The sequence below is a fragment of the Actinocrinis puniceicyclus genome (assembly GCF_018283645.1).
GTDB classification, from domain to species: Bacteria; Actinomycetota; Actinomycetes; order Streptomycetales; family Catenulisporaceae; genus Actinocrinis; species Actinocrinis puniceicyclus.
The window spans coordinates 1-25,793 of record NZ_JAGSXH010000084.1; the positions used below are offsets into that span (position 1 = coordinate 1).

Genomic DNA, 25,793 nt, shown 5'->3' on the forward strand with positions numbered 1-25,793 from the left:
GGGCGGGGGCGACGCTCATCGGCTTGCCTCCTGCTGCTCGGTGAGGGCCAGGAACGCGGCTTCGAGCGGTGAGACGACCGGCGCGAGTTCCCGCACCGCGACATCGGCGCGTACGAGCCGCGCCACCAGTTCGTCCAGGGCGGCCACCGGGGCGCGCAGCAGGAGCACCTCGGCGTCGAGGCGGTTCACGGCGTCGCAGCTCTCGATGACGTGCACCCCGGCGGTGCCGAGCGCCGTGGTGCGGGCGGCGTGCGGGTCGGAGGTGCGCAGCCGGTAGTCGAGTGCGCGGTTCTCGGCGGAGAGCTTGTGCAGCGGGCCGGAGAAGACGACACGCCCGGTCGCGAGGATGGTGACCTCCGAGCACAGCGCTTCGAGGTCGTCCATCCGGTGGCTGGAGAGCACCACCGTGGCGCCCTGCGCGGCCAGCCGGGCCAGGACGCCGTGCACATGCTTCTTGCCGGCGGGGTCGAGCCCGTTCGACGGTTCGTCGAGCACCAGCAGCCGTGGTTTGGTGAGCAACGCCGCGGCCAGGCCCAGCCGCTGGCGCATGCCGAGGGAGAAACCGCGCACCTTGTCCTCGGCGACATCGGCGAGCCCGACCTGGTCGAGTACGTCGTCGACCGCTGCCGTGCGGGTGTCGCGAGTGCGCAGCGCCGCCAGCGCGGCGAGGTTCTGCCGGGCGCTGAGCGAGGGATAGAGACCGGGTCCGTCCACGAATCCGGCCACGCCTTCGGGTGCGGGGGACGTGCGTGCGACCGCGGTGCCGAGGATCTCCAGGCGCCCCTGGTCCGCGGCGGCCAGGCCCAGCAGCAGGCCCAGCAGCGTCGTCTTGCCCGCGCCGTTCGGGCCGACCAGCCCGTGGATCTGACCCTGCGCCACGTTGAGTTCGATATTGTCGAGCGCGACGACATCGCCGAAGTACTTGGTGATCCCGCGGCCCCGCACTGCGGCGGTTGCGTCCATGGCTCCCTTTCTTGGCGTGCCTTCAGGAACGTAGGCACATCACATGACGTACACACCCGAGCCGGTTGAATGCACGGGGAACGGAAGCGGAACCGGCGTTTGCCGGATCGGCTCATCGCAGGGTGCAGAGACTGCGTCCGGAGAACCGGCTTTCGGCGTCACCCGTCAAGGGCGCCGCCGCCGCGCACGCGCGTACCGGCGCGAGAGCGAAGGCCGGAGGGCGGGCGAGGCGAAGGTGAAGGGCCAAGGCGAGGGGCCGGCGCGGGGGCGCCGATCCCGCACTCGCGGTGCGCGTTCGGCCCGGCTCCGCAGCCGTGCGGCGACCGGCCGCGGCCGACCCGCGTCGGGGCGAGTCGGTCAGGGCCGAGTCGGGACGTTCGGCGGTAGCCGCCCTGACCGGGTCGAGCGAGAGTGGAACCGTGGTGCAGTGATTCTCAGCCTCAGGCGTGAGAGGACAGCGATGAGCAGTTTCTTCCGGCTCCTGGCGGCCGGCCCGTCCTTCTTCCTCGGCGCGTGGTTCCTGATGCTCTTCGCCGGTGCGACCAGCCAGGACGTCGGCATCCGCCCGTTCGGTTACGTCACCTCGATGGTGGTGACCATCGGGCTGTGGCTCGCCCTGGCACCGGCGATCGGCGCGGTCGCGCGGCCGGGCGGGAACCCCAAGGAGAAAGCCGCCGCCGGGGAAGAACAGCGCAGTTGCCGGTGACCGCGCCCGGTCGGCTCCAGACCGCACAGTCGTCGACGCGCTGCGGGCGCCGGCCGTAATCTCGATGTCCCCGACCGGACGAGCACGGCGCGGCCGGCCGGTTCACCCGACACGACGGCGCCTTCCGCGCAGCGGACTTCGGCACCGCCACGCACCACATCGTGGTGTACTCGCACCTGACCGTGTCCGGAGGGCGGCACGGCGTCGTCACGCGGGTGCGCAGCGTCCGCAAGCCCAGCGGCATCTTCGGCATCTGCGATCATCCGGTGCAGGATGAGCGCAGCGGCCCGCCGGGCACGCAGAACGCCGTGCAGAGAAGGGTGCGCAATGAGCGCCAACCGCAAGGACGACCACGTACGCCTCGCCGTCGAGCAACAGCGCGGCCACCGCGGGCACAACGAGTTCGACGACGTGTCCTTCGTCCACGACGCGCTCTGCGGGATCGACCGCTGCGAGGTGTCACCGGCCACCCGGTTCGCCGGCATCACCTGGGATCACCCGCTGTACATCAATGCCATGACCGGCGGTAGCGTCGCGACCGGCGCCATCAACCGGGATCTCGCGATCGCCGCCCGGGAGACCGGCGTTCCGATCGCCACCGGCTCCATGAGCGCGTACTTCAGGGATGAGTCGACCGCCGGCACCTTCAGCGTGATGCGCCGGGAGAACCCGGACGGGTTCATCATGGCGAACGTCAACGCGACGGCCTCGGTGGAGCAGGCGCGGCGGGCCGTGGACCTGCTGCGCGCAGACGCCCTCCAGATCCATCTCAACGTCATCCAGGAGACGGTCATGCCGGAGGGCGACCGTTCCTTCTCCCACTGGAGCGCGCAGATTGAGAAGATCGCGGCCGCGGTGGACGTCCCGGTGATCGCCAAAGAGGTCGGGTTCGGCCTCAGCCGCGCGGCCGTGCTGGCACTCCAGGACATGGGCGTCGCGGCGGCCGACGTCTCCGGCACCGGCGGCACGGACTTCGCGCGGATCGAGAACGACCGGCGCGACGGGGCGCAGTATTCCTATCTCGACGGCTGGGGGCTGTCCGCGCCCGCCTGCCTGCTGGACTCGCAGGGCACGCAGATACCGCTGCTGGCCTCCGGCGGCGTGCGCAACCCGCTGGACGCGGCGCGCTCGCTGGCGCTCGGCGCGGTCGCCGTCGGGGTCTCCGGCGGTTTCCTCAGGACCCTGCTCGACGAGGGCGTGGCCGGGTTGATCGCGCGGATCTCGGCGTGGCAGGAGCAACTGGTCGCGCTGATGACCGCGCTGGGCGCGCGGACCCCGGCCGAGCTGGCGCGGCGCGACGTGCTCATCCGCGGCGACCTGCGCGCGTTCTGCCTCGACCGGGGAGTCGACCTGCGGCAACTGGCCGCCCGCTCGCGCTCGTTCGACGCCGCAAGCCGGCGCCGGGTTCTGCCGTGATCCTCGCGGCGGCCGGCGTATTCCTGATCTGATACGCGGTGGGAACACCGGAGGACTCAGCGGGTGGATTTACGCGGCGGCCCCCGGCCGTTGCCCCGGCACAACGCTCGCCATACAATCAGGGGCCTTCATCTAATCGGCGATCTTCTCAACGGGATGAGCCGCGCGGGTATGGGGGTGCCGCACTGAGCGGCGCGAAGGTGCCCCGCCGCCGTGCGATCGCGCGCGCCAGCCGCCACCGCATCTCCTCCCCTCCGCACGCCTTCGGCTCGCTGCAAGGAGCATCCACAGACATGTCAAACGGGACGGACATCGCCGGTTACGTCGCCGGCACCTGACGGCCTCGGCTTCGGCCTGTCCCTGGCCCCGGGCGTAGCCATCGCCACCACCGGCGTCGCGCCCCGCGAAATGGGCACCGCCTCCGGCCTGCTCAACAGCTCCCGCCAGATCGGCGCATCGCTCGGCCTGGCCGCGCTGGGCACCGCGGCCAGCGACCGCACCGGCCCCACTTCGACGCCGCACAACCTCAACAACGGCTATGCCCTCGGCATGGCCATCAGCGCCGCCCTGATGCTCACCGCCGTCACCATCGCCAATCTGGCCCTGCCCCGCACCAGCACCAGCACCAGCACCAGCACCGACGCACCCACACCCACCGACACGGCCACCGACCCCACCACGGCCACCGACACGCCGACCATGGCGGCGTAGGACGATGGAGGGGCCCAGGACGTCGGTCGTGTACGTGCCGGTGTCCTGGATGAAGGCGAACCAGGCGAAGCCGGCCGTGGTGGTCAGGGCTCCGATGGTCAGCAGGGCACGCGGGGTGAGCTGTTCGCCGAGGCGGGCGGCCAGCGCGGAGCCGATGACCACGGCCAGGGCGAGGGGGAGGAACTCGGCGCCGGTGCGTGCGGGGCCGGTGCCCAGGACGCGTTGCAGGTAGAGGGACATGAAGTAGAACGCGCAGGCCAGGGAGCCGCCCAGGAGCAGGGTGTAGGCGTTGGCCGCGGTGACGTGGCGGTTGGTGAACAGGCCCAGGCGGATCAGCGGGTCGCGGCGGGTGGTGTGTTCGACCAGGACGAAGGCGGCCAACAGGGCGGTGGCGGCCGTCAGGGTGGCGATGGTGACCGGTGAGCCCCAGGGATATTGGTTGGTGCGTACCACGCCCAGGACGATCAGCGTCAGTGCACTGGTGGCCAGCAGAGCGCCGAGCAGGTCGGGGCGGGCGGGTGCGCCGGTGCGCCGGGCCGCGGGTACGGCGCGGGCGACCAGGAGCGAGGCCAGGGCGACCATGGGCAGGTTGATGAACATCACCCAGCGCCAGGTGGCGTATTGGGTCAGCAGGCCGCCGGCCAGAACGCCCAGCGCGCCGCCGGCGGCGTTGGTGGCGCTCCAGACGCCGAAGGCGCGCAGTCGGGCCTTGCCGGGCGGGAAGGTGGAGACCAGGACGGCCAGCGCGGCCGGGGCCATGGCGGCGGCTCCGGCACCTTGCACCGCGCGGGCGGCCACCAGTTCTCCCGGGCTCTGGGCCAGCCCGCCGGCGAGCGAGGCCAGGCCGAAGGCGGGCAGGCCGGCCAGCAGGACGCGTTTGTGGCCGTACCGGTCGGCGATCTTGCCGCCGAGCAGCAGCAGCCCGCCGAAGGTCAGCGCGTAGGCGTTGATCACCCAGGTCAGGCCGAGGGCGGTGAAACCCAGGCCGCTGCCGATCCTGGGTAGCGCGACGTTCACCACGGACAGGTCCAGCGAGACCATGAACTGCACGACCGCGACGGCGGCCAGTGTCAGCGCTGTGCGCGTGCCGCGCTGCGCGGCGGTATCGGTGTGTGTCATGACGGCCCGGCCCCCTCGTGTCCTTCACGGTGAGTGATTTTCGAACGGACTTCATGCGTTGAGGCAGCAGTCGGCCGGGTCGGCATGGATCAGCAGCCGGACATTCAGATCCAGTGAGATTCCCGGGCTATTCTCAACGCGTCTATCCGGTTGCGTGCCTTCGTCTTCCTGACCACGGACGAAAGGTAGTTGCGCACAGTCCCCTCAGACAGATGCAGGCAAGCCGCGATCTCGGCCACGGTATCGCCCCGGGAAACGCTTTCGAGCACGGAAAGCTCCCGCATCGTCAGCGGGCAGTCTCCGCCGTTGAGCAGAGCCGCTACCGTCCGCTCCGTGTCGAAGACCCGTTCGCCGCGGTGCACCCGCTGGATGGCCTCGACGAACTGGCGCGGCGAAGCGCTTCGCTCCACGATGCCGCGGATCCCGGCGGCGAACGCCTCGCGAACGACCGGCCGGGTGAAGGTCGTGGTGAGCAAGACGCTCTGGCTTCCCGAAACGGTCGCGACCGTCTTGGCGATCTCGATCGCGTCGTCGTCCTCGCCTTCGAAGCTGATGATCACCACGTCCGGCTCGTGCGATTCGGCGAACGCCAACGCGTCCGCCCTGCTGTCCACCGCCGCGACGACGCGGAGTTCCTGGTAGCGCTCCAGCAACGCGGCGAGCGCGGAACGCGACAGATGCAGGTCGTCGCACACCAGCACATCGATTTCCACTCGATCCCCCGATGGATAGTCGTACACGCACGCTCTTGACCGCCCCGCGGGTCGAACCCGCGTCGTCCCCGCTCGAACCTGCCGGGGTGAACAGATCAGCTCCGTCGGCGCCGGACGCTCCCGGCCCTGCCACCCTCGCATGTCTCAGTGTGCTGCTGCGACTTTCCCCATGATCTGGAAACACCGGCGCGCGGCGCGCGGTGACAGTCCCGTTCTTCCCATGGGACTGACAGCGGTTCGCAAGCCGCCGATCGCCACACCAGTATCACAGTAGTCGACGAAAAGTCGGGCTCACAAGTACGCCGAGGGGTCCGCCCGTGCGCGCGGCACGCGCCGCACCGGCCGCGGAAGGGCATGATGGAACGATGTCCCGACCTAATGCGCCGCGCGGTCATGTCGGCCGGCCTCCCATGACCTCAAGGCCGCAGATCCTGGCGGCCGCCCGCCGGCTGATCGATCAGTCCGGCTGGGAGAAGCTCACCGTGCGCGGACTGGCCGCCGAGCTCGGGGTCGGGCCGACCACGCTGTACCACCACGTCCGGGACAAGGGCGACCTGCTGTTCCTGCTGATCCACGAGTACGCGGAGCAGATCCCGCACCCCGACCTGCCCGGCGAGCCGCGGGACCGCATCATCGCTGCCGCCACCGCGATCCACGACGCGCTCTGCGAGTGGCCGTGGGCCGCGGAAGTCCTCGCCACCCCCGGGTTCATCACCCGGCTCGGCGACTCGGCCCTGTGGCTGATCGAAACGATCGTGGCCGGCGCCATCGACCACGGATGCACGCCCCCGCAGGCCGTCTACGTCTTCCGCAGCATCTGGTACTACACGGTCGGAGAGATCCTCGTCCGGGTGCACACCGCCGACCGCTGGGCGGACGCCGAGCGGCCCGCAGACGGCGAGACCTTCTTCGGCGGTCTCGACGCTTCCCGGCTGCCCCGACTGGCCGCTCTCGGCGACCGGTGGGCGACGCTGGCCTGGCAAGACACCTACCCCGAAGGGCTGCGCGCCTTCGTCGACGGGCTGCTCGCGCAGAGCACTTCGGCGCCGGGGCGGACCGCGGATCGCTGACGGGCGCGAGCGCCGCCGGCCGGCTGCGCCCAACCCACGAATACGATCCCTGACTCGAAGGCGCGCGACCGTGGCGGGCGCATTACGCTGCACCGTGCAGCATGGCTCCGGGCGCGCTGCATCGAAGCGCTTGCTTACATTTCGACAGCGCCGGTTTGCGCCCACGAACGTCCGCAGACCGAGAGCTGACCAGCTCATCCACGGGCGCCCCGAAGATCCGCGCCAGCCACAGGCCCTTCTTGCTGGACAGTACATGACGACTCCGCTATGCCCATATCGAAGCGCTTCGACGCCTGGTACCGCAGGTGGCGCCCCCGCACGCGGTACCCCACGAACCAACCCACGCGACGAAAGGGCACATCATGTCAGGACTCACCGAGCGCGCGGCTCACCCTCGACGGCGTTTGGCCGCCATGACCGCCGTGGTGCTCGCCACCACCGGGGTCGCCGCGCTGACCCTCGCCCAATCCGCCAGCGCCGCCAGCGGCTGTCAGGTCTCGTACACCTCAAGCCCGTGGCCGGGCGGCTTCTCGGCGAACATCTCCATCACGAACCTCGGCTCGCCGCTGAGCAGCTGGACACTCGGCTTCACCCTGCCCGGCACCGAGGCGGTGGGCCAGGGCTGGAGCGCCACCTACAGCCAGTCCGGCCAGAACGTGACCGCGACGAACGTCTCCTACAACGGCTCACTGGGCACGAACGCCGGCACCAGCATCGGTTTCAACGGCACCTACTCCGCGAGCACCTTCCCGGGCAACCCGACGTCGTTCACGCTCAACGGCACGTCCTGTACCGGCGCGGTGTCGTCCGGCTCGCCGTCGAGCACCCCGACAAAGTCACCGACACCCACGCCGACGCCGACGCCGTCCGCGTCCGGCTCGTCGGGTGGGTACCTCTACGAGGACTCGGGCCAGTGGGCGCAGTACTCGATCGGCGGCTACACCATCTACAACGACGAATGGGGAAGCGGCCACGGCAGCCAGACGCTGTGGGTGAAGTCCGCCACCAACTGGGGTGTCTTCTCCACCCAGCCGAACACGTCGGGCGTCAAGTCGTACGCGAACATCAGCAAGAACGTCGGCGTCGCGCTCAACTCGCTCTCGTCGGCGACCAGCAGCTTCAACGAGACCAACCCGAGCGGCGGCAACTGGGAGTCCGCCTACGACATCTGGCTCAACGGCACCGGCATCGAGGTCATGGTCTGGACCTACGTGAGCGGGAACGTCGGCCCGCTGGGCTCCTCGGTGGGCTCCGTCACCCTCGACGGCAACACCTGGACGCTCTACGCCGGCAACAACGGCACCAACCCCACCTATTCGTTCGTGCGCAGCTCGAACGAGTCCTCGGGCACGGTCAACATCCTCGACCTGCTGAAGTACCTGGAGAACACGAAGGGCTACTTCGCCAACCCGATGCTCTCGACCATCCAGTACGGATGGGAGATCAGCGGCACGAACAACACCCAGGAGAACTTCACCGTCAACAACTACTCGGCCAGCGCCTCCTGACTCCCGGTCGAGGGGCGGACCGACTTCGCGCCCGCCCCTCGACGCGGACCGCGCTCACGAACGCGGACCGCGGTCCTCGTGCGGATCGTCGGCGCGGCTGAACAACCGCCCCTTTTCACCGTCCCCCGGCGCCGATTCCCTGGCGCCGGGGGACGTCGTCGTCTACGCTAATCCTTACACCGGTGTTAGGACTAACTACTTCTTCGGCTGCGGCCGAAGCTGCCGTTCAAGGAGCGTCGATGAGCCAGATCGCAGCAAGCGAACACGCCCGCCGCACCGAGCCGTCCGAGCCGCCGCCCCGGTGGCCGGTGCTGGTCCTGCTCAGCCTCGCGCAGTTCATGGTGGTCTTGGACGTCTCCGTCGTGAACATCGCGCTGCCCTCGATCGGGGCATCGCTCAAGCTGGGCCCGGACGCGCTGCCCTGGGTGATCACGGCCTACACCGTCACCTTCGGCGGCCTGATGATCCTCGGCGGACGAGTCGCGGACGGGCTCGGCCGGCGCAACGCGTTCCAACTCGGCCTGGCGATCTTCACGCTGGCCTCGCTCGGCGCGGGCCTTGCCACGCGGGCGGACGCGCTGCTCGGCAGCCGGGTGGCGCAGGGCCTGGGCGCGGCGCTGCTCTCCCCCGCCGCGCTGTCGATTCTGACCACCGAGTTCACGGGCAGGGCCCGTACCCGGGCGCTGGGGGTCTGGGCCGTGATCGGCGCGGCCGGCGCCGCGATCGGCGTGGTCGTGGGCGGCGCGCTGACCTCGGGGCCCGGCTGGGCGTGGGCGTTCTTCATCAACATCCCGGTCGGCGTGCTCGTATTCGCCGCCGCGCTCGGCGTGGTGCCGAACCGTCCGCGTATTCCCGGCACGGGCCTCGACCTGCCGGGCGCCGTCTCCGGCACCGCGGCTGTCGCTCTGCTCATCTACGGGCTGGTGCGCGCGGGAGACAAGGGCTGGGTTTCGCCGGACGCGCTCGCTCCGATCGGGATCGCGCTCGTGCTGGCGGTCGTGTTCGCGCTCGTCGAGCGCTCGGCGCGCAGTGCACTCGTGCCGCCCGCGCTGATCCGCCGCCCGCCACTGCCCGGCGCGGTCGGGCTCATGGCGTTCGCGACCGCCGCCCTGCTCGGCACGTACTTCCTGACCTCGGTGTACCTCCAGCGCGCCGAGCACTACAGCCCGGTGCGCACCGGACTGGTGTTCCTACCGGTGGCCTTCGCCACCGCGCTCGGTGCCCACCTCGCCTCGGGACACCTGGGAAAGGCCGGGCCGCGGCACGTCGCGCTCGGCGGGCTGCTGGCGGCGACCGCCGGCCTCGGCCTGATGTCGTGGAAGGGGGTCGGCGGCGGGGTCTGGTCGACCCTGATGCCCGGTTTCCTGATCGCCGCGGTCGGAATCGGCGCGACGTTCGTGACGGCGACCGCGACGGGCCTGTCCAGCGTGGACCACCGGCACGCGGGCGTCGCATCGGGTGTCTTCAACACCGGCCACGAGGTGGGCGGCTCGCTGGGGATCGCCGTGATCTCGTCGCTGGCCGCCACGAGCATCGCCGCGACCGCGGGCACCGCGGCGACCACCGGGTATAAGCACGCGTATATGGCGGCCGCGATCGGCATGGCCGTGCTCGCGGTCGCGGTCATCGCGCTGCTGCCCGACAAGCCGCTGGACATGGGCGACAGCCCGATGCCCATGCACTGACCGGGCCGGACCGGTGCGACCGATAAACTCGCACCATGCAGGAGCGCGCGACAGTCGGGCGCGGCGCCGCCACGAGGCAGCGCCGCGCTGACGCCGAGCGCAGCATCGAGGCGATCCTCGACGCCACGCTCAAGGAGACCCCCGCCAACGGCGAGCTCAACATGTCCGCGATCGCGCGCGCGGCCGGCGTGAGCCGAGTCACCCTGTACACGCACTTCCCGACGCGCGAGGCACTCGTGGACGCGGCGCTGCAGCGAGGTTTCGCGCAGACCCAGCAGGCGCTGAGCGAGCTGGCCCTGGAGGACGGGCCGCCGCGCCAGGTGCTCGCGCAGTTGCTGCGCTCGTCCTGGCAGGTGGTCGAGCGGCACCGCAATCTCTACATGGTCGCCTCGGCGAACCTGCCGCCCGCGCAGCTTCGCGCTTACGCGGAACCGGTGCTCGGACGCGTCGAGCGGCTGCTGGCGCGCGGCCGCAGCGAAGGCGAGTTCCGCGCGGACCTGCCGCTGGACTGGCTGGTGGCGACCGTGTACACGCTCATGCACCTCGGCGCGCAACAGGTGGCGACCGGCCGGGCGAGCGCCGACCGGGCCGGCGAACTGGTGAGCCTGACGATCATGACGCTGCTGACCTCGCCGCCCGGCTGCGGGAGGATTGAGCCGCAGGCGTCCCTGTAACTTTCCCGCGGCCGATGCGCCGACGATGCATAAGAAGCCTGTTTCACCGCGCGCGCTTGATCGCGCGAACCGCCGATCCTAGTGTCTCGGCTGCCGACGTTCGCTCTCAGGCGATGCGGCGGATCGTCGGACGCGACAGCCGTAGCGACAAGGGTGGGAGGGCATCAGATGACTTTGCGCACATCGTTTCGCAGCCAGGCGCTGATCCGGCGGGCCACGGCGTTGTCCGTGGTCGCGGCGCTGGGTTGGACGCTGAGCCCCGTTTCCGCGCACGCGAGCGAGACGCTCAGTGCCACAGGCAACGGCTGGGCCGTCGATGCGAGCACCGCCCTGGCGAACGCCGAGGCCGACGCCTACGGCAACCTCTACGAACTGGCTCTCTCGCGCGGCGAGAGCTGCACCAACGTGACGTACACGACCATCGGCTACTACCAGATTCCCGGCGCGCCGTACGGATTCGCGTACCAGGAGCGGGCGACGGGCACCTGCTCGTAGCCCTTGATCCACGTCCGGCCGGAAAGCGGCGCGACCGCCGGCCGTCCGGCAGGTCTGGGGAATGTACCAAGGCAACGACTCGACCGCTGCATTGTCCTGATTCGCCCCTTGAGACATTCCCTGACGCTGCCTGGGTCCAGCGTCCGCACGCCACCTGACAGGAGCCGGGTTTGGCCGTCACGTTGAGCGAGATCGCGGTGGAGTTCCGCGGCGAGGGCGCCGGCGCCGGCGAGCCGACCTGGGGACAGCTGGGGATCTGGCGCACGATCCGACGCACCGGCCGGACGATGAACATCGTCGTGACGATGCCGCTGCCCGAGGGAACACCGCTGGCGGAGATGCAGGCCGTGCTGCGGTTCCTGGTCAGCCGCCATCCGGCGCTGCGCACCCTGCTGCGCTTCGAGGACGGGGCGCCGGGCGGGCCTCCCGTGCAGCAGGTCGTCGCCGCCTCGGGCCGGATACCGCTGCAGATCGCAGACATCGACGACGGCGACGACCCGGCCGCGGCCGCGGAGGAACTGCGCTCGCGCTACGAGCTCACCCCCTTCGACTACCGTTGCGAGTTCCCCGTGCGGATGGGTGTCGTGCGACAGTCGGGCGCGCTCGCGCATCTGGTGGTCGGCTACAGCCACGTCATGGTCGACGGCGCCGGGATCGTCGCCCTCAGCAGGGACCTGGCACATCTGGACCGCGACACCGGGCGGGCCACCGCCCCGCCCGCGGCGCTGGGCCCGCTGGAGCTGGCCGCCGCGCAGCGCGGCGCGACCGGGCGCCGCCAGAGCGATCGCAGCCTGCGGTACTGGGCGGCTCAGCTCGATCGGCTGCCCGCGTGGCATCCCGCCGAGCCGGCGACCCCCCGGCAGCCGCGGTTCTGGGAGCTGGTGATGTGCTCGCCCGCGCTGGCGCTCGGCCTGCGCGCGGCCGAGGCGAGGACCGGGATCGGCAGCACCTACGTGCTGCTGGCCGCCTACTCGGTGGCGGTGGCGCAGGTGTTCGGCCGCAATCCGAGCGTGGCCCAGATCGTGGTCGGCAACCGGTTCCGCCCCGGCTTCGCCGACCTGGCCGCGCAGGTCTCCCAGCACGGCATCTGCGTGGTCGACACCGCGGACGCGACCTTCGACGAGGTCGTGGCCAGGGCGCAGAGCGCGGCGACGAGCGCGTCGTTCTACGGCTACTACGATCCCGACCGGTGCGCCGCGCTGCTTGCCGAGAGCGCCGCCCGGCTCGGCGGGCCGCCGGAGATCTCCTGGCACCTCAACGACCGGCGCGGGGTGGCCGCTCCGCAGGACGGCGGCGCCGAGGACGGCGGCGCGGCGCCCACCGCGCGGCAGCTGACGGCGGCGCTGCCGCTGACCGAGGTGCGCTGGGGTCGTAAGGAGCCTGCGTTCGACGGCGACCTGTTCCTCCAGGTCGACTCCGAACATCCGCTCGCCGACCGCCGGGCTCTCGCGCGGGGGCTGCCCGCGGTGTACCTGGAGGTGTGGACCGACACCCACCAGTTCGCGCTTGCCCAGATCGAGGCGTTCGCGCGCGCGATGGAGTCGGTCGTGGTGGAATCGGCCCGCGGAGCGCGGATCACGGCGCCCCGCGGATGAACCGCCGGCCTCGCGCCCGCGTTCGATCCCTGGCACGCGCCGGTTTCCGCAGGCATCCTTCGTGAGACGGGCCGACGGGCGTAGACAGCAGCGATAGCAGCCTTCTGTGGGGGTCAGCCACGTGGACAGCAGCGGACCGCAGTCCCGCCCGCCCGATCGCGGGTCTGCGCTTGAGGTGGTGGCGTTCTTTCTGCCGCAGTACCACCCGATACCCGAGAACGACCGCTGGTGGGGGGCCGGTTTCACCGAATGGACACACGTGGCCGCGGCGCGTCCGCTCTTCGACGGCCATGTGCAGCCGCGCCTGCCCGCCGATCTGGGTTTCTACGACCTGCGCGTGCTTGAGACGCGCCGAGCGCAGTGGGAGCTGGCGGCCCGGTACGGCGTGACCGCCCTGTGCTACTGGCACTACTGGTTCGGCGGCGGCAGTCAGCTGCTGACCCGGCCGGCCGCGGACCTCCTGGCGCACCCGAAGCTACCCCACCGCTACTGCCTGGCCTGGGCGAACCAGAGCTGGACCGGGGTCTGGCACGGCCGCGGGGACGAAGTGCTCCAGCGGCAGCTCTACCCCGGCGAGAGCGACGACGTGCGCCATTTCAGCCAGTTGCTGCCGCATTTCCGGGACGAGAGATACCTGACCGTCGAAGGCAAACCGGTGTTCTACCTCTTCCGTCCGGACGACGTGCCCGACCTGGCCCGGCTCGTGGCGCTGTGGCGCCGGCTGGCCGTGGAGGCGGGCCTGCCGGGGCTCTATCTCATCGGCGACGCTGACGGCGCGTGGGTGCAGGACGTGGACCAGCCGCTGGACGCCGCGGTGTGGAATCCCGCCCCGCCGCCGCGGGGGCACGAGCTGGAATCCGGCTTTCCGGGCGTCGCGCTGCGCGAGAACCCCAGGGCGTTTCCGTACGACAAGGTGTACGCCGACTGGCTGCTTTACGGGCACAAGACGTCGGTGCGGCGGTTCCCGTGCGTCGTGCCTGGCTTCGACAACACGCCGCGGTCGGGACGGCGCGGGATCCTGCTGCACCGGCCCGACCCCGACGTGTTCGAGGAGGCGGTCAGGGCGGCCGCGGGCCTGGAGCGCGCGCAGAGCGGCCCGCGCATCATGTTCGTCAAGTCCTGGAACGAGTGGGCCGAGGGTTCGGTCATGGAGCCCGATCAGATCCACGGCCGCGCCTTCCTGCGCGCGCTCGAACGCGGCCTGACGCCGGTGGTGTGACCGGTATCAGAGTGTGTGCGCCGTCAGATGACGCGCTGCCCCTTGCCCAGCGCGATGATCCCGTTCGCGGAAGCGTAGTACAGCTCCCGGTCGCGTTCCGCGTTGACGCCGACCGTGGCGCCCGGCGGCACCACGATGTTCTTGTCAAGGATGGCGCGGCGCACCACCGCGCCGCGCCCGATGCGGACGTTGTCGTGCAGCACGGAGCCCTGCACGACGGCACCTTCCTCCACGATCACGCCCGGTGAGAGCACCGACTGGGTGACCTGGCCGGTGATGATGCAGCCGGGCGCGACCATCGACTCGCTCGCGATCCCGCCCGCCACGAACTTCGCGGGCGGCAGCTGCATGGACTGGGTGTAGATCGGCCACTCCCGGTTGTAGAGGTTGAAGACCGGGTGGACCGAGATCAGGTCCATGTGCGAGTCGTAGTACGCGTCCAGGGTGCCCACGTCCCGCCAGTAGCCGTGGTCGCGGGCGGTCTCGCCGGGCACGTGGTTCTCGTCGAAGTCGTAGACCTGCACCTGGCCGAGCTCGGTCAGCTTCGGCAGGATGCTGCCTCCCATGTCGTGCACCGAGCGCTCGTCGTCAGCGTCCTGGTTCAGCGCGTCGAGGAGCACCTTCGTGGTGAAGATGTAGTTGCCCATCGACGCGTACACGCGGTCCGGGTCGCCGGGCAGTCCCGGCGGGTCGGCGGGCTTCTCCAGGAAGCGCTCGACGCTCACGCCGTCGGAGGCGGGCATGATCACGCCGAACGACGGTGCCTCCGCGCGCGGGATACGGATGCCGGCGACCGTCGCGCCGGCGCCGCTGTCGATGTGCTGGCGCAGCATCTGGCGCGGGTCCATCCGGTAGACGTGGTCGGCGCCGAACACCACGATGTAGTCGGGGTCCTCGTCCTGCACGAGGTTGAGCGACTGGTAGATCGCGTCGGCGCTGCCGAGGAACCAGCGCGGGCCGAGCCGCTGCTGGGCGGGCACCGGGGTGACGTAGTTGCCCAGCAGGTTCGACATCCGCCAGGTGGTCGTGATGTGCCGGTTCAGCGAGTGCGACTTGTACTGTGTCAGCACACAGATGCGCATGACGTCGCCGTTGACCAGGTTCGAGAGCACGAAGTCCACCAGCCGGTAGGTGCCGCCGAACGGCACGGCCGGCTTGGCGCGGTCGGCGGTCAGCGGCATCAGCCGCTTGCCCTCGCCGCCCGCGAGCACGATTCCCAGCACTGAAGGCCCGCCGCGCATCCGCCGTCCCCTTGCCCTGTCGTTGTCGCTGTCCGCCTGTCCGGTACCCCGGGACTGCTCTTATCTCCGCGCGAGCCGCTCGTACACCGCCACGGTCCGGCGGGCGATCGCGTCCCAGCCGAATTCCCGCACCGCGCGCTCGCGGCCGGCCTCGCCCATGCGAGCGGCGCCGGCCGGGTCGCCGATCGTGGCGGTGAGCGCCTCGGCGAACGCCGCCTCGAAGGCGGCCGGGTCCTTCTCGTCGTACGGGACGAGCAGGCCGGTGGTTCCGTCGCGCACGACCTCGGGAATGCCGCCGACGGCCGAGGCGACCACGGGCGCGCCGCAGGCCATCGCCTCCAGGTTGACGATGCCCAGCGGCTCGTACACGGACGGGCAGGCGAACACCGCCGCGTGGCTGAGCAGCTGGATGACGTCGGGGCGGGCGAGCATCTGCGGGATCCAGAGCACCCCGTCGCGTATCTCGCGCAGCTCGTCCACCAGCTCGCGGAACTCCCGGTCGATCGCGGGCGTGTCCGGGGCGCCCGCGCACAGCACCAGTTGCGCCGAGGGCGGCAGTGCGCGGGCGGCGCGCAACAGGTGCGGCACGCCCTTCTGCCGGGTGATGCGCCCGACGAACAGCACGTACGGCCGGTCCGGGTCGATGCCGTGCCGGGCCAGTGCGTCGGTGCCGGGGTCGGGGCGGTAGAGCGCGGTGTCGATTCCGTTGTGCACGACGTGGACGCGCGCGGGCTCCAAGGCGGGGTAGCAGCGCAGGATGTCCTCGCGCATCCCGTGTGAGACGGCGATGACCGCGTCCGCGGACTCGATCGCGGTGCGCTCGGCCCAGCTCGACAGCGCGTACCCGCCGGCCAGTTGCTCGGCTTTCCACGGGCGCAGCGGTTCCAGCGAGTGCGCGGTCATCACGTGCGGGATGCCGTAGAGCAGCTTCGCCAGGTGTCCGCCGAGGTTCGCGTACCAGGTGTGCGAGTGGACCAGGTCACGGTCCGCGACGGCCGCCGCCATGGCCAGGTCCACCGAGAGGCTGCGCAGCGCCTCGTTGGCGTCGGCGAGTTCCTGCGCGGGGGCGTGCCGCCGCACGCCCGGATCGTCTTCGGTGGGCTGCGCGCCGGCCCAGCAGTGCACCCGCAGGTCGGTCAGCGCGCGCAGTTCCCTGGCCAGGAATTCCACGTGGACGCCGGCGCCGCCGTAGACGTCGGGCGGGAATTCCTTGGTCAGCAGTCCGACTCTCACGGGCGGCTCCCGGTTCATGTCGCCGTTGTTTCATGTCGCCGAGTACGGACATTCATGCCAAGGAGACCATAGCCCAGCCTGGGCGGTTAGGCGAGCATGTGCGACAGCGGCGCCGCGCACACCGCGCGCGGCGCGCGGCGCGCCCGGAATCCGGACTCTTACGACGCCGGTGCCGGTCGCCGGTGGGAGCGGAGGCGGGCGATCGGTGCGCCGCGTTCGCCGGCCGCGTTCGCAGCACTTGCCACGTACCCGCCGGCGACCGACGATGGCCCCAGGAAAGGCCGCCGGCCCGACCGGCACGCGAGAACGCAGGAGGAGTCATCATGACGAAGATCCTGATCCTGACCGGGGACGCCGCGGAAGACCTCGAGGTGATGTACCCCTACCAGCGCTTGCTGGAGGAGGGCTACGAGGTGCACATCGCCGCGCCGACGAAGAAGAAGCTCCAGTTCGTGGTGCACGACTTCGTGGAAGGCTTCGACACGTACACGGAGAAGCCCGGCCACAGCTGGCCGGCCGACGTCGCTTTCGCCGACGTGGACCCGGCCGAGTACGCCGCGGTGGTCCTGCCGGGCGGCCGCGCGCCCGAGTACCTGCGCAACGACCCCGAGTGCCAGCGCATCCTGCGCCACTTCTTCGCGGCCGACAAGCCGGTGGCGCAGTTGTGTCACGGGCCGCTGATCTCCGCCGCGGCGGGTCTGCTCGACGGGCGGCGCAGCTCGGCCTACCCGGCGCTGGCTCCCGACATCACGGCCTCGGGCGGCCAGTTCGTCGACGGCGAGGCGGTCATCGACGGCGTGCTGGTCTCCGGGCGGGCCTGGCCCGACCATCCGGCGTGGATGCGCGAGTTCATGCGAATCCTGCGGGCCAAGGCGCCGGCTCAGGGCTGACCGCGCGCGGCACAGCCACGAGCCACCGCCGCTACTGCCACCGCCGACGAGCTGCGCCGCGGGGTTCTCGGGGCGTCGGTTCTCCGGGCGTCGGTTCTCGGGGCGTCGGTTCTCGTGACTCGGGGTTCTCCCCCGGTTCTCCCCTAGTCCTCAAGTCGTCGGACCCGCAGTGCCTGAGTATCAGGGACGCCCGCGCAAGTCCATCCCCGGGCAGGACGTCAGGCTCTTGCGTCGCGCCTAGCCTGGCCGGGTGGTTGATGACATCGCTGCTGCGCACGGCCCTACGGAACACGACTCGGGCACCGGCCGCCCGCGCGCCGCCGGACACGATCCCGGTACCCGGCGGCGCGCCGCCGGGCGGCGCTGGCTGGTGCACGTGCTCCTGATCGTCACGCTCGGGTTCTGCCTGCTGTTCGAAGCGGTGCTGACCCTGCACATCCTCCTCGGCTTCGTGTTCGTCTATCTCATCGCCGCGCACTTGTGGCAGCGCAAACGCACCTCGATGTCGCTGCTGAACAGGCTGCGCCGCCCGGGCGGCTGGCATCGCCCGGCCGGCCGCCTGGCTCTCGCGGACGCCGTCCTGCTCGCCCTGACCGCGGTCATGTTCGTCTCAGGTCTCTGGGACTGGCAGCTTCAGCGCACCACGATCCGCTGGCATGCGCTCTCGGGCGTGCTGCTCACGATCGTCACGGTCGTGCACACGGTCAGGCGGCGCAGACGGCTGCGCAGCTCAGCGATCAGCTGAGGCTCTGCGCGTGAGACCCGTCGCGGAGGGCTGATTTCAGCGCTCCGCGGTTCGCTTGCACCTGCTTTCACGCCCCGCACGGCGCTATCTGCACCTGCGTCGCCCAGCCGGTCCGACTGCTGACCCGGGGCGCGCGCGCCCGTAGCATCTCCCGGTGGCCGAGAGCGAAGCAGACATCGAATCCGGTCGGAGCGGTATCCGGGGTCTGATACCCGGCCGGCTTTCCGGCTGGGCCGCGAGCGCGACGCTGCGCGGCTGGGCCGGTCCGCTCGCGGTGGCCGGCATCGGGGCCTGGCTGCGGTTCGCCGACTTGTCCACGCCGCAGGACGTGGTCTTCGACGAGGCGTACTACGCGCCGCAGGCGTACGGGATCCTGCGGTTCGGGGCCGAGCACGTGGTCAGCAGCTTCACCGACTCCGAGATCGTGGGCGGCAAGAGCACGGACATCTTCGTCTACGGCGGGCAGTTCGCCGCTCATCCGCCGTTCGGCAAGGTCGAGATAGCCGCCGGGGAGTGGCTCTTCGGCCTCAATCCGTTCGGATGGCGTTTCGCGGCGGCGTTCGCCGGCTCTCTGGCGATCCTGCTGCTGGCCCGGATCACGCGGCGGTTGACCGGTTCCACGCTGCTGGGATGCGTCGCCGGGCTGCTGCTCGCGCTCGACGGGCTGGAACTGGTGATGAGCCGCACGGCGATGCTCGACGTGTTCGTGATGTTCTGGGCGCTGGCCGGATTCGGCTGCTTGGTCATCGATCGGGACCGAAGGCGCGCCCGCCTGGCCGAACCGGGCCCGCGCCCGGAAGCCCGCCCGGACGCGCACGCGCGGTCGAAGTCGCACTCGCCGTCGCCGTCGCTGCCGAACCCGCCCCTAGACGCGGGTGCGAAGCTGCCTCCGGTGCGCTGGTGGCGGCTCGGTGCGGGCGTCTGCCTGGGCCTGGCGGCCTCGTGCAAGTGGAACGGGCTGTACTTCCTGGTCGGGTTAACGCTGCTGTCGCTCGCCTGGGACGGCTCGGCGCGCGCCGCGGCGGCGTCGGTCACGGCCGCGCGGCGACCGCGCGTGCCGATCAGGGCTCTGCTTCGCGACGGCGCCGGAACGGTGGCGGGCCTTTGGCCGGCGGCCGCCGTCGCCTACCTGGCGACGTGGCGCGGTTGGTTCACCTCGACCATCGGCTGGGACCGGTACTACGCGCAGCAGCACGGCGTGCACACGCCCGTGATCTCCACGTTGTATTCGTGGTTTGAGTATCAGCGCGAGATGTTCGTGTACGACACGTCGCTGGACACCCCGAACACGTTCGCCTCCCATCCGTGGACGTGGCCGCTGCTCACGCACCCGGTGCGCTTCTACTACGCGGCGCCGCGTTTCGCCGAGAACCATTGCGCGATCCCGGCGGGCTGCGTGCAGAACGTGCTGGCCGTCGGCACTCCGGCGATCTGGTGGCCGGCGCTCGCGGCGCTCGCCGTCGCGGCGCTGGTGTGGCTGCGGCGACGGGACTGGCGTTTCGGCGCGGCGCTCGCCGGCGTGGCGGCCGGGTGGCTGCCGTGGTTCGCGTTCCCGGGCCGGACCCAGTACTTCTACTACGCGGTGTCGTTCGAGCCGTTCCTCATTCTCGCGTTGACGCTGTGCTTGGGGCTCCTGCCGGCCCCGCGGAGCGCGGCCGCGTCCGTGTCGCGGCGCCGCAGGCTGGTCGGCGGTGCGGTCGTCGCCGGCTACCTCGTCGTGGTCGCACTGAACCTGGCGTACCTGTATCCGGTCCTTACCGGCCGCCCCATCTCGTACGTCGCGTGGATCGCCAGGATGCTGATGCCCGATTGGGTCTGATCGCGCTCGGGCGCAGGAGCGGAAACGACCGACCGCCGCGCCACGGGTTCCCTTGCGAAGCGCCCGCAGACCGCTCGCAGGCCGCTCGCGGCGGTCACGAAGCGGTTGCCTCGGCCGGCCGGTCCGCGGGCGAGCGCGACGGGATGAGCCGGTCGAGCTTGAGCGCGACGTACCCGAGCGACGACAAGACCGCGACGACCAGCAGTTCGAAGGCGCTCAGCGGCTGCGTGTTGAGCAGGTCCTGCAGCACGGGCACGTAGAGCCCGGCGAGCTGGAGGACGAGCGCGCCGGCGATCGCGACCGGCAGCAACGGGTTGTCGCGTGTGCCGGGCCGGGCCCGCGACGCCAGACCCACCGTCAACTGCGTCGCGCCCAGGGCGAAGAACGCCATGCTCTGCCATGGCCGGCCGGTCGAGTGTCCCCACACCGCCACCCCGAGCGTGACCGCGCTGATGACGGCGCCGACTCGCAGGATGCGCTGCCAGAGCCCCGCGCCGAGCACGCTCTCGGCCGGCGGGCGCGGCGGGCGCAGCATCGCGCCCGGTTCGACCGGTTCGCTGCCCAGCGCGACCCCCGGCAGACCGTGTGTCAGTAGGTTGACCCAGAGGATCTGGGAGGGAAGCAGCGGGAGCGTGAGCCCGAACAGCGGGCCGATCAGCATCACCGCGATCTCGGCGGTGCCGCCGGCCAGGCCGTAGAGCAGGAAGCGCCGGATGTTGGCGTACACGCGGCGCCCCTCCTGAGCGGCGGCCACCACGGTGCCCAGCTCGTCGTCGGCGAGCACCAGATCAGAGGCCTGACGCGCGACTTCGGTGCCGCGCCGGCCCATGGCCACGCCGATGTCCGCGCGGCGCAGCGCGGGCGCGTCGTTGACTCCGTCGCCGGTCATCGCGACCACGTCGCCGACCGCCTGGTGCGCCTCGACGATGGCCAGTTTCTGCTCGGGCACGGCGCGCGCGAACACTCGCGCCCGGCGCAGCCTGACCGGGTCGATCTCGGCCAGGTGGCGGCAGTCGACGACCTCGCCGTCGCGCTCGAGGATGCCGAGTTCGACGGCGATCGTGCGGGCGGTGGCCGGGTGGTCCCCGGTGATCATCACCGGGATGATGCCGGCCGCCTGGCAGGCGGCGACCGTCGCCGCGGCTGAGGCGCGCGGCGGATCGAGGATCGCGATCAGGCCCAGCAGGTGCAGGCCCTGCTCCACCGCGGCGGCGTCGACGGCGCCGGACCCAGCGGTATCGATTCCGGCCGCACCGGATCCGGCGGCGCTGGTCACCGTCGAGCCGTCCAGAGCTGCGGCGGCGTCCGAGTACGCGACTGCCAGCACTCGGAGGCCGTCGCGTGCGTAATCCTCGGCGCGGCGCAACGCCTCGTCGAGGATGGTGGCGCAGTCCGCCAGGACCGGTGCGCGCAAGACGGCTTCCGGCGCACCCTTGCACACCACCCGCGTGCCACCGTCGGGCCGCTTGTGCAGCGTGGTCATCCGGCGGCGACCGCTTTCGAACGGCACCTCGGCGATCCGCTCGTAGACCGCGGTGATCGCGGCCGGATGCACGCCGAACCTGGCCGCGGCGGCGAGCAGGGCCGCCTCGGTGGGGTCGCCCACGGCCGTCCACGGCGCGCCGGGTTCCGCCGGCGGCCGGAGGGACGCGTCGTTGCAGAGGCAGCCCGCGGTCAGCAGTTCCGCCAGGTCCGCGTCGGCACCCGTGGTCAGCGCCAGCCCGTCGCGGGTGACCTGCCCCTCGGGCGCGTAACCGGAGCCGCTGACCTGGGCCTCGCCTCCATCCGGGGTCCACAGCCGACGGGCGACCATGACGCCCTCGGTGAGGGTGCCGGTCTTGTCGGTGGCCAGCACTGTGACCGAGCCCAGTGCCTCGACCGCCGGAAGACGGCGCACCAGGGCCTGCCGCGCGGTCATTCGCCGCGCGCCCAGTGCCAGAGCCAGGGTGACGACCGCGGGCAGCGACTCGGGCACCGCGGCGACCACGAGGCTGATCGCGGTCACCACCATCAGTTCGACGGACTGGCCGCGCGCCAGACCGAGGCCGAGCACCACGGTGCACAGCACAACGGCCGCCAGCGCCAGCGCCCGGCCGACGCCGACGAGCCGGCGCTGCAGCGGGGTGAGCGTGGGAGCCGCGGTCATCAGCGCGGCGATCCGGCCCATCGCGCTGTGCGTACCCGTCGCGGTGACCACGGCCAGCCCTCGGCCCCGAACGACGACCGTGCCCGCCGAGACGATCGCGAGCGCGTCGGCTTGTTCGACGGCCGGCTGGTCGGCCGGTTGGTCGGCCGGTTCGCCCGCCGGACCAAGGTCGCGGGCTTGGTCCGGTGCCGAGGCGGCCGCCTTGCCGACCGGAACCGATTCGCCGGTCAGCGCGGATTCGTCCACCAGCAGCGCGGCGGCTTCCAGCACCCGGGCGTCGGCAGGCACGATCTGCCCTTCGGCGAGCGCGAGCAGGTCACCCACCACGACTTCGTCGGCGGGGATCTCTGCCTGCCGGCCGCCGCGCACGACCCGGGCGTGCGGCGCGGTCAACGCGTCCAAGGCGGTGATCGCCTGGTCGGCTTTGACCTCCTGCGCCACGCCGACGCTGGTGTTGACCACGATGACCAGCAGGATCACCCCCGCGTCGGTCCAGTCCCCGGTGGCGATGGTCAACGCGGCGGCCACCAGCAGCACCGCGACGAGAGGGTCGCGCAGTTGCATGAGCACGCGCCGCCACAGCGGTGTCCGCCGCGCCTGCGGCAGTGCGTTGCGGCCGTCGCGCGCCAGCCTCAGTCCCGCTTCCTCGGCCGAGAGGCCGTCGCGAGCGAACGCGCCGACGCCCGAAGACAGGGCGCTCTGGGAAGGCGCGGCGTCCTCGAAGCGCACAGTGTCATCGGAAGATGCAGTGTCGCCGGAAGCTGGGTCGCCGTCGCGGGCTGGGCCGCTCTCGGGCACTGGGTCGCCGTCGCGGGCTGAGCCGCTCTCGGGCACTGGGCCGTGGGCGGGCGCGACGCTACGAGCGGATCGGCCTTCGGTCGCGGGCATGGGAACCACCCTTCGCTGCGCGCGCCGAGGTCCGCCGCGCCTGCCTCGCCGCCGCACCGAACCCGGACTGACTTCGCCTACAAGTCTGCGGCAGATAGGCGCACCGCGCCCGTGGCTACCCTCCGTCTCCCGCCGGGCCGAAGGCCCGCAGATCAACCGGCCGGTCGACCCTGTACCCGGGACAGCGTCACTCGGGCGGACGCCCGCAGCCAATCTCTCATCAGGCGCGAGGAGCCCCACGCCCCGCCGACCGCCGGATCACGTTCCAGCCTGCGGGCTCGACACCGCGGACGGGCCGCCCGCCGCCTCCGTCGCACCTGCGATCACAGTCGCCACGAGTGAACCGTCAGCCTGCTCGCGCAGCCGCGCGAACACGACCGCGCCCGGGTTCAATCGAAAGCTCGATTCAAAACCTTCTGACACCTTTCATGCGTCATCTATATCGAGTCGCTCAGCTATATCGAGCAAATAGTGGGGCAATTTCGAACTCGCCGCAAGCACCTCGATGCCAACGAGGCACCCGTTCTCGTCGAAGTCGAGGTTGATCATCCCCCCGACCTCGACCGGATCGCAGGGATACATATGCGCCACGTTTGGCCGCGCTTGCGGTTCGGCCAAGTAGACATAAGCCGCGTTCGCCTTCTTATCGTACGTAACTCTGATGTCCGCCACGATCAGCGCCCTCCCTGGAGGCGATTGATGTAAGCCTGATCCACATCAGTCATCACGGTGTTTATGTTGCCATCGATCGTTTTGGCAACAAACACCTTGGATTTCGGATCCCAGTACCCCAGCTTCCACTGATCATCGTGATAGTAAGAGAAGGGGTCTCTTCCAAGGACCGCCCGAGCATCCTCTTCCGAAACTCCACGCTGCCCCAGACGCTGTATTGCATGATTTGTGAGGTCATTGGCCTTATCGGCCACCTCGGCGGCAGGCTGCTCGTATGTAATGTCACCGATGCCCTCACATTTACACGAGGCAGCGTGTCCAGGGAAATAGCCATCGCAATTGTGGACGAGTACTGGGGTTGATCCCGCCACGACATAGTACGTGTGGCGCGGGCAGCCTCGTCACCAGGGTGTTTACGTCACTGAGCTGCTCCTTCGCGGCCGCTGGAGTTCGCTGGCGGCCGCCACCGTATGGGGACGTTGCCGTCGCGATCCACCGTCAAGGTACCCGATTGGCCTAGACCATGAATTGGAATTTGCAATTCGCTGACCTGCGGGAACGATACCGGAATTGGCCATTCTTGTGCGGCCGCGCGCGCAGTCGCCTCGGGTCCGGGGCCGTAGGGCCGGGTTCGGTCCAGGCTCGGCCGCAGGCCGACCGCGCAGCGGCCGAAGGGCCTTGACCGGTTCCGGCCCGCCCCGGAGGATCGGGTGCGCGGGAGGCCTACGGCGCTGGCGCGGACCACCGGGCATGACCTACACTTGCTACAGATAAAATGTAGCCAGGAGGTCGCCATGCCCCGCAACGCCGTTCTCACCCACGCCACGCGCGTCGGCCCCGAGGAAACCGACCGCGCATTCCTCACCGCCCTCGACGATGACGAGCACCCCATGCGGCTGATCGCGCGCACCAGCGACGGGCGTGAGATCGAACTGCCCGAAGCGCTCGCCCGTATGCTACGTGCCGCCGCCCACGATCTGCTCGACGGCAACACGGTCCTGGCCCTGCCCCTGGAGACCCGGCTCACTCCCAACGAGGCGGCCGAACTGCTCGGCATCTCCCGCCCCTTCCTCCTCGAACTGATCGCCGCCGGCCGCATCCCCGCCGAACCCCTGCCCGACTCGCGCCACCGCCTCCTGCGCCTCGCCGACGTGCTGGCCTTCCAGGCCGAGCGGGAACGGCGCGGTGCGGCCCGACGCGCAATCATGCAAATCGTCGAAGACGAGAACCTGCCCTACTGACCCGTCACGAAGGCCAGCACCATGCCGCGCGTCCTGCCGGACACCAACGTCCTGTTCCCCTTCTCCCTCATGGACCTGCTCCTGGCCCTGGCCGAGGACTCCCTCATCGACCTGGTCCTGACCGACCGGCTCCTTGGCGAATGGGAACGCGTCATCGTCCGCGAACACCACCGCACCCCCGAGGCCGCCAAGAAGATCGCCGACCTGATCCGCACCGGCTTCGCCACCTCCCTCGTCCCGGAGTACGCCTACCAGCAAGAGATGACCGGACTCGACGGACCCGACCCCGACGACCTGCACCACATGGCCGCCGCCATCCACGCCCGCGCCGACACAGTGATCACCTGGAACATCGCCGACTTCCCCGCCACCACACTCGCCCCGCACGGCATCGCCGTCACCCCGCCCGACCCCTACCTATGCACTCTGCTCGAACGCTACCCCGACCAGATCCTACGCACCGTCACCCGCATGGCCGCCGAGAAGAAACGGCCCCCGATGACCACCCTCGACCTGATCGCGAAAATCGAGCACGCCGGCGTGCCCACCTTCGCCGGACGCTTGCGCCGCCTGGCCGCTGATCCAGCGGCCTGAGCCCGCGCCGCCTGCCGAGAACGATCCGGATCACCGGCCCCGCCATGATAATCACGATCACTGAGGCCCTGGAGCAGGCACTGGCCGACGCAGTGGCAGAACCCTGAGACTTGCATGGTCTGATTCCGCTCGGCGAGTTCCGGCCTTCCGGCGGCTGTTCTCGGGGCGGGGTACAGGGCCGGGCGGTCATGGCGGCGAAGACGAGGAATGACCGGCCCGGCACACCCCGACCCGCCGCACGCCCGCAGGGCGTGCCTTGAACCATGTAGAGAGAAGTTCAACCATGCCCCGTCTCCGGTGCGCTGCACGTGCTTTCCGGCCCCGAGCACTAACCCAGCGATAGCTGGTGGACGTGCCCGTCGTGGCGCGGCCGGGGATCAGACACCGTCTTCGGGGTGCACTCCGCGCGTGGGCCACGGCCTTCCGGGGCCAGCTGCGACCAGGGCTATT

At 70.8% G+C, this 25,793-nt stretch carries 22 protein-coding genes; 14 read left to right on the forward strand and 8 right to left on the reverse strand.

What is annotated here, in order from left to right; genetic code table 11:
• Positions 1-15: 15 nt before the first annotated feature.
• Complete coding sequence (locus KGA66_RS20490) at positions 16-963, reverse strand: ABC transporter ATP-binding protein (protein ID WP_211469799.1); 948 nt, start codon at positions 961-963, stop codon at positions 16-18.
• Positions 964-1,423: 460 nt separating this feature from the next.
• On the opposite strand from KGA66_RS20490, the gene KGA66_RS20495 reads away from it, so the two are divergent.
• Together KGA66_RS20495 and fni are read left to right on the forward strand one after the other, a co-directional pair.
• On the forward strand, positions 1,424-1,669 hold the full coding sequence (locus KGA66_RS20495) for a hypothetical protein (protein WP_211469800.1): 246 nt from the start codon (positions 1,424-1,426) through the stop codon (positions 1,667-1,669).
• A gap of 327 nt (positions 1,670-1,996) precedes the next feature.
• Positions 1,997-3,085: a type 2 isopentenyl-diphosphate Delta-isomerase gene (fni, locus tag KGA66_RS20500; protein ID WP_211469801.1), complete on the forward strand. Its 1,089-nt coding sequence runs from the start codon at positions 1,997-1,999 to the stop codon at positions 3,083-3,085.
• Between the two features lie 132 nt (positions 3,086-3,217).
• Here fni and KGA66_RS20505 read toward each other — a convergent pair whose 3' ends face one another.
• Both KGA66_RS20505 and KGA66_RS20510 read right to left on the reverse strand, forming a co-directional pair.
• Entirely contained in the window at positions 3,218-4,915 is a 1,698-nt protein-coding gene (locus KGA66_RS20505) for an MFS transporter (RefSeq protein WP_211469802.1), read from the reverse strand.
• Positions 4,916-5,019: 104 nt separating this feature from the next.
• Complete coding sequence (locus KGA66_RS20510) at positions 5,020-5,628, reverse strand: response regulator transcription factor (RefSeq protein ID WP_211469803.1); 609 nt, start codon at positions 5,626-5,628, stop codon at positions 5,020-5,022.
• A 410-nt stretch (positions 5,629-6,038) separates the two neighbouring features.
• Between KGA66_RS20510 and KGA66_RS20515 the strand changes: the two genes are divergently transcribed.
• The 7 genes from KGA66_RS20515 (at position 6,039) to KGA66_RS20545 (ending at position 13,874) form a co-directional block, all read left to right on the forward strand.
• Positions 6,039-6,698, forward strand: coding sequence for a TetR/AcrR family transcriptional regulator (locus KGA66_RS20515; protein ID WP_211469804.1), 660 nt, complete (start codon positions 6,039-6,041; stop codon positions 6,696-6,698).
• Positions 6,699-7,111: 413 nt separating this feature from the next.
• Entirely contained in the window at positions 7,112-8,206 is a 1,095-nt protein-coding gene (locus tag KGA66_RS20520) for a cellulose binding domain-containing protein (protein ID WP_211469805.1), read from the forward strand.
• Positions 8,207-8,445: 239 nt separating this feature from the next.
• A complete protein-coding gene (locus tag KGA66_RS20525; protein ID WP_211469806.1) occupies positions 8,446-9,891 on the forward strand; it encodes an MFS transporter in 1,446 nt (481 codons plus the stop codon).
• A 35-nt stretch (positions 9,892-9,926) separates the two neighbouring features.
• Positions 9,927-10,565 carry a TetR/AcrR family transcriptional regulator gene (locus tag KGA66_RS20530; RefSeq protein WP_211469807.1) on the forward strand — a complete coding sequence of 213 codons (639 nt, stop codon included), beginning with the start codon at positions 9,927-9,929 and terminating at the stop codon, positions 10,563-10,565.
• Between the two features lie 168 nt (positions 10,566-10,733).
• Positions 10,734-11,060: a hypothetical protein gene (locus tag KGA66_RS20535; protein ID WP_211469808.1), complete on the forward strand. Its 327-nt coding sequence runs from the start codon at positions 10,734-10,736 to the stop codon at positions 11,058-11,060.
• Between the two features lie 170 nt (positions 11,061-11,230).
• Entirely contained in the window at positions 11,231-12,655 is a 1,425-nt protein-coding gene (locus tag KGA66_RS20540; protein WP_211469809.1) for a condensation domain-containing protein, read from the forward strand.
• Between the two features lie 178 nt (positions 12,656-12,833).
• Positions 12,834-13,874: a glycosyltransferase WbsX family protein gene (locus KGA66_RS20545; protein WP_211469810.1), complete on the forward strand. Its 1,041-nt coding sequence runs from the start codon at positions 12,834-12,836 to the stop codon at positions 13,872-13,874.
• Positions 13,875-13,897: 23 nt separating this feature from the next.
• Here KGA66_RS20545 and glgC read toward each other — a convergent pair whose 3' ends face one another.
• Positions 13,898-15,115, reverse strand: a complete 1,218-nt coding sequence (gene glgC / locus KGA66_RS20550; RefSeq protein WP_211469811.1) for a glucose-1-phosphate adenylyltransferase — start codon at positions 15,113-15,115, stop codon at positions 13,898-13,900.
• A gap of 60 nt (positions 15,116-15,175) precedes the next feature.
• Positions 15,176-16,348, reverse strand: a complete 1,173-nt coding sequence (gene glgA / locus KGA66_RS20555; protein ID WP_211469812.1) for a glycogen synthase — start codon at positions 16,346-16,348, stop codon at positions 15,176-15,178.
• 323 nt (positions 16,349-16,671) lie between these two features.
• On the opposite strand from glgA, the gene KGA66_RS20560 reads away from it, so the two are divergent.
• From KGA66_RS20560 to KGA66_RS20570, 3 genes are all read left to right on the forward strand, one after another.
• On the forward strand, positions 16,672-17,238 hold the full coding sequence (locus tag KGA66_RS20560; RefSeq protein WP_211469813.1) for a DJ-1/PfpI family protein: 567 nt from the start codon (positions 16,672-16,674) through the stop codon (positions 17,236-17,238).
• A 250-nt stretch (positions 17,239-17,488) separates the two neighbouring features.
• Positions 17,489-17,983: a hypothetical protein gene (locus KGA66_RS20565; RefSeq protein ID WP_211469814.1), complete on the forward strand. Its 495-nt coding sequence runs from the start codon at positions 17,489-17,491 to the stop codon at positions 17,981-17,983.
• Between the two features lie 154 nt (positions 17,984-18,137).
• Positions 18,138-19,802, forward strand: a complete 1,665-nt coding sequence (locus KGA66_RS20570; RefSeq protein ID WP_211469815.1) for a dolichyl-phosphate-mannose--protein mannosyltransferase — start codon at positions 18,138-18,140, stop codon at positions 19,800-19,802.
• 94 nt (positions 19,803-19,896) lie between these two features.
• Here the strand turns inward: KGA66_RS20570 and KGA66_RS20575 are convergent, their stop codons facing one another.
• The 3 genes from KGA66_RS20575 to KGA66_RS20585 form a co-directional block, all read right to left on the reverse strand.
• Positions 19,897-22,677, reverse strand: a complete 2,781-nt coding sequence (locus KGA66_RS20575) for a cation-translocating P-type ATPase (protein WP_211469816.1) — start codon at positions 22,675-22,677, stop codon at positions 19,897-19,899.
• 585 nt (positions 22,678-23,262) lie between these two features.
• Entirely contained in the window at positions 23,263-23,508 is a 246-nt protein-coding gene (locus KGA66_RS20580) for a DUF2283 domain-containing protein (protein ID WP_211469817.1), read from the reverse strand.
• A 2-nt stretch (positions 23,509-23,510) separates the two neighbouring features.
• Positions 23,511-23,762: a DUF4258 domain-containing protein gene (locus KGA66_RS20585; protein ID WP_211469818.1), complete on the reverse strand. Its 252-nt coding sequence runs from the start codon at positions 23,760-23,762 to the stop codon at positions 23,511-23,513.
• Positions 23,763-24,302: 540 nt separating this feature from the next.
• Between KGA66_RS20585 and KGA66_RS20590 the strand changes: the two genes are divergently transcribed.
• Complete coding sequence (locus KGA66_RS20590) at positions 24,303-24,749, forward strand: helix-turn-helix domain-containing protein (RefSeq protein ID WP_211469819.1); 447 nt, start codon at positions 24,303-24,305, stop codon at positions 24,747-24,749.
• 21 nt (positions 24,750-24,770) lie between these two features.
• Positions 24,771-25,343 carry a PIN domain-containing protein gene (locus KGA66_RS20595; RefSeq protein ID WP_211469820.1) on the forward strand — a complete coding sequence of 191 codons (573 nt, stop codon included), beginning with the start codon at positions 24,771-24,773 and terminating at the stop codon, positions 25,341-25,343.
• Positions 25,344-25,793 lie beyond the last annotated feature (450 nt).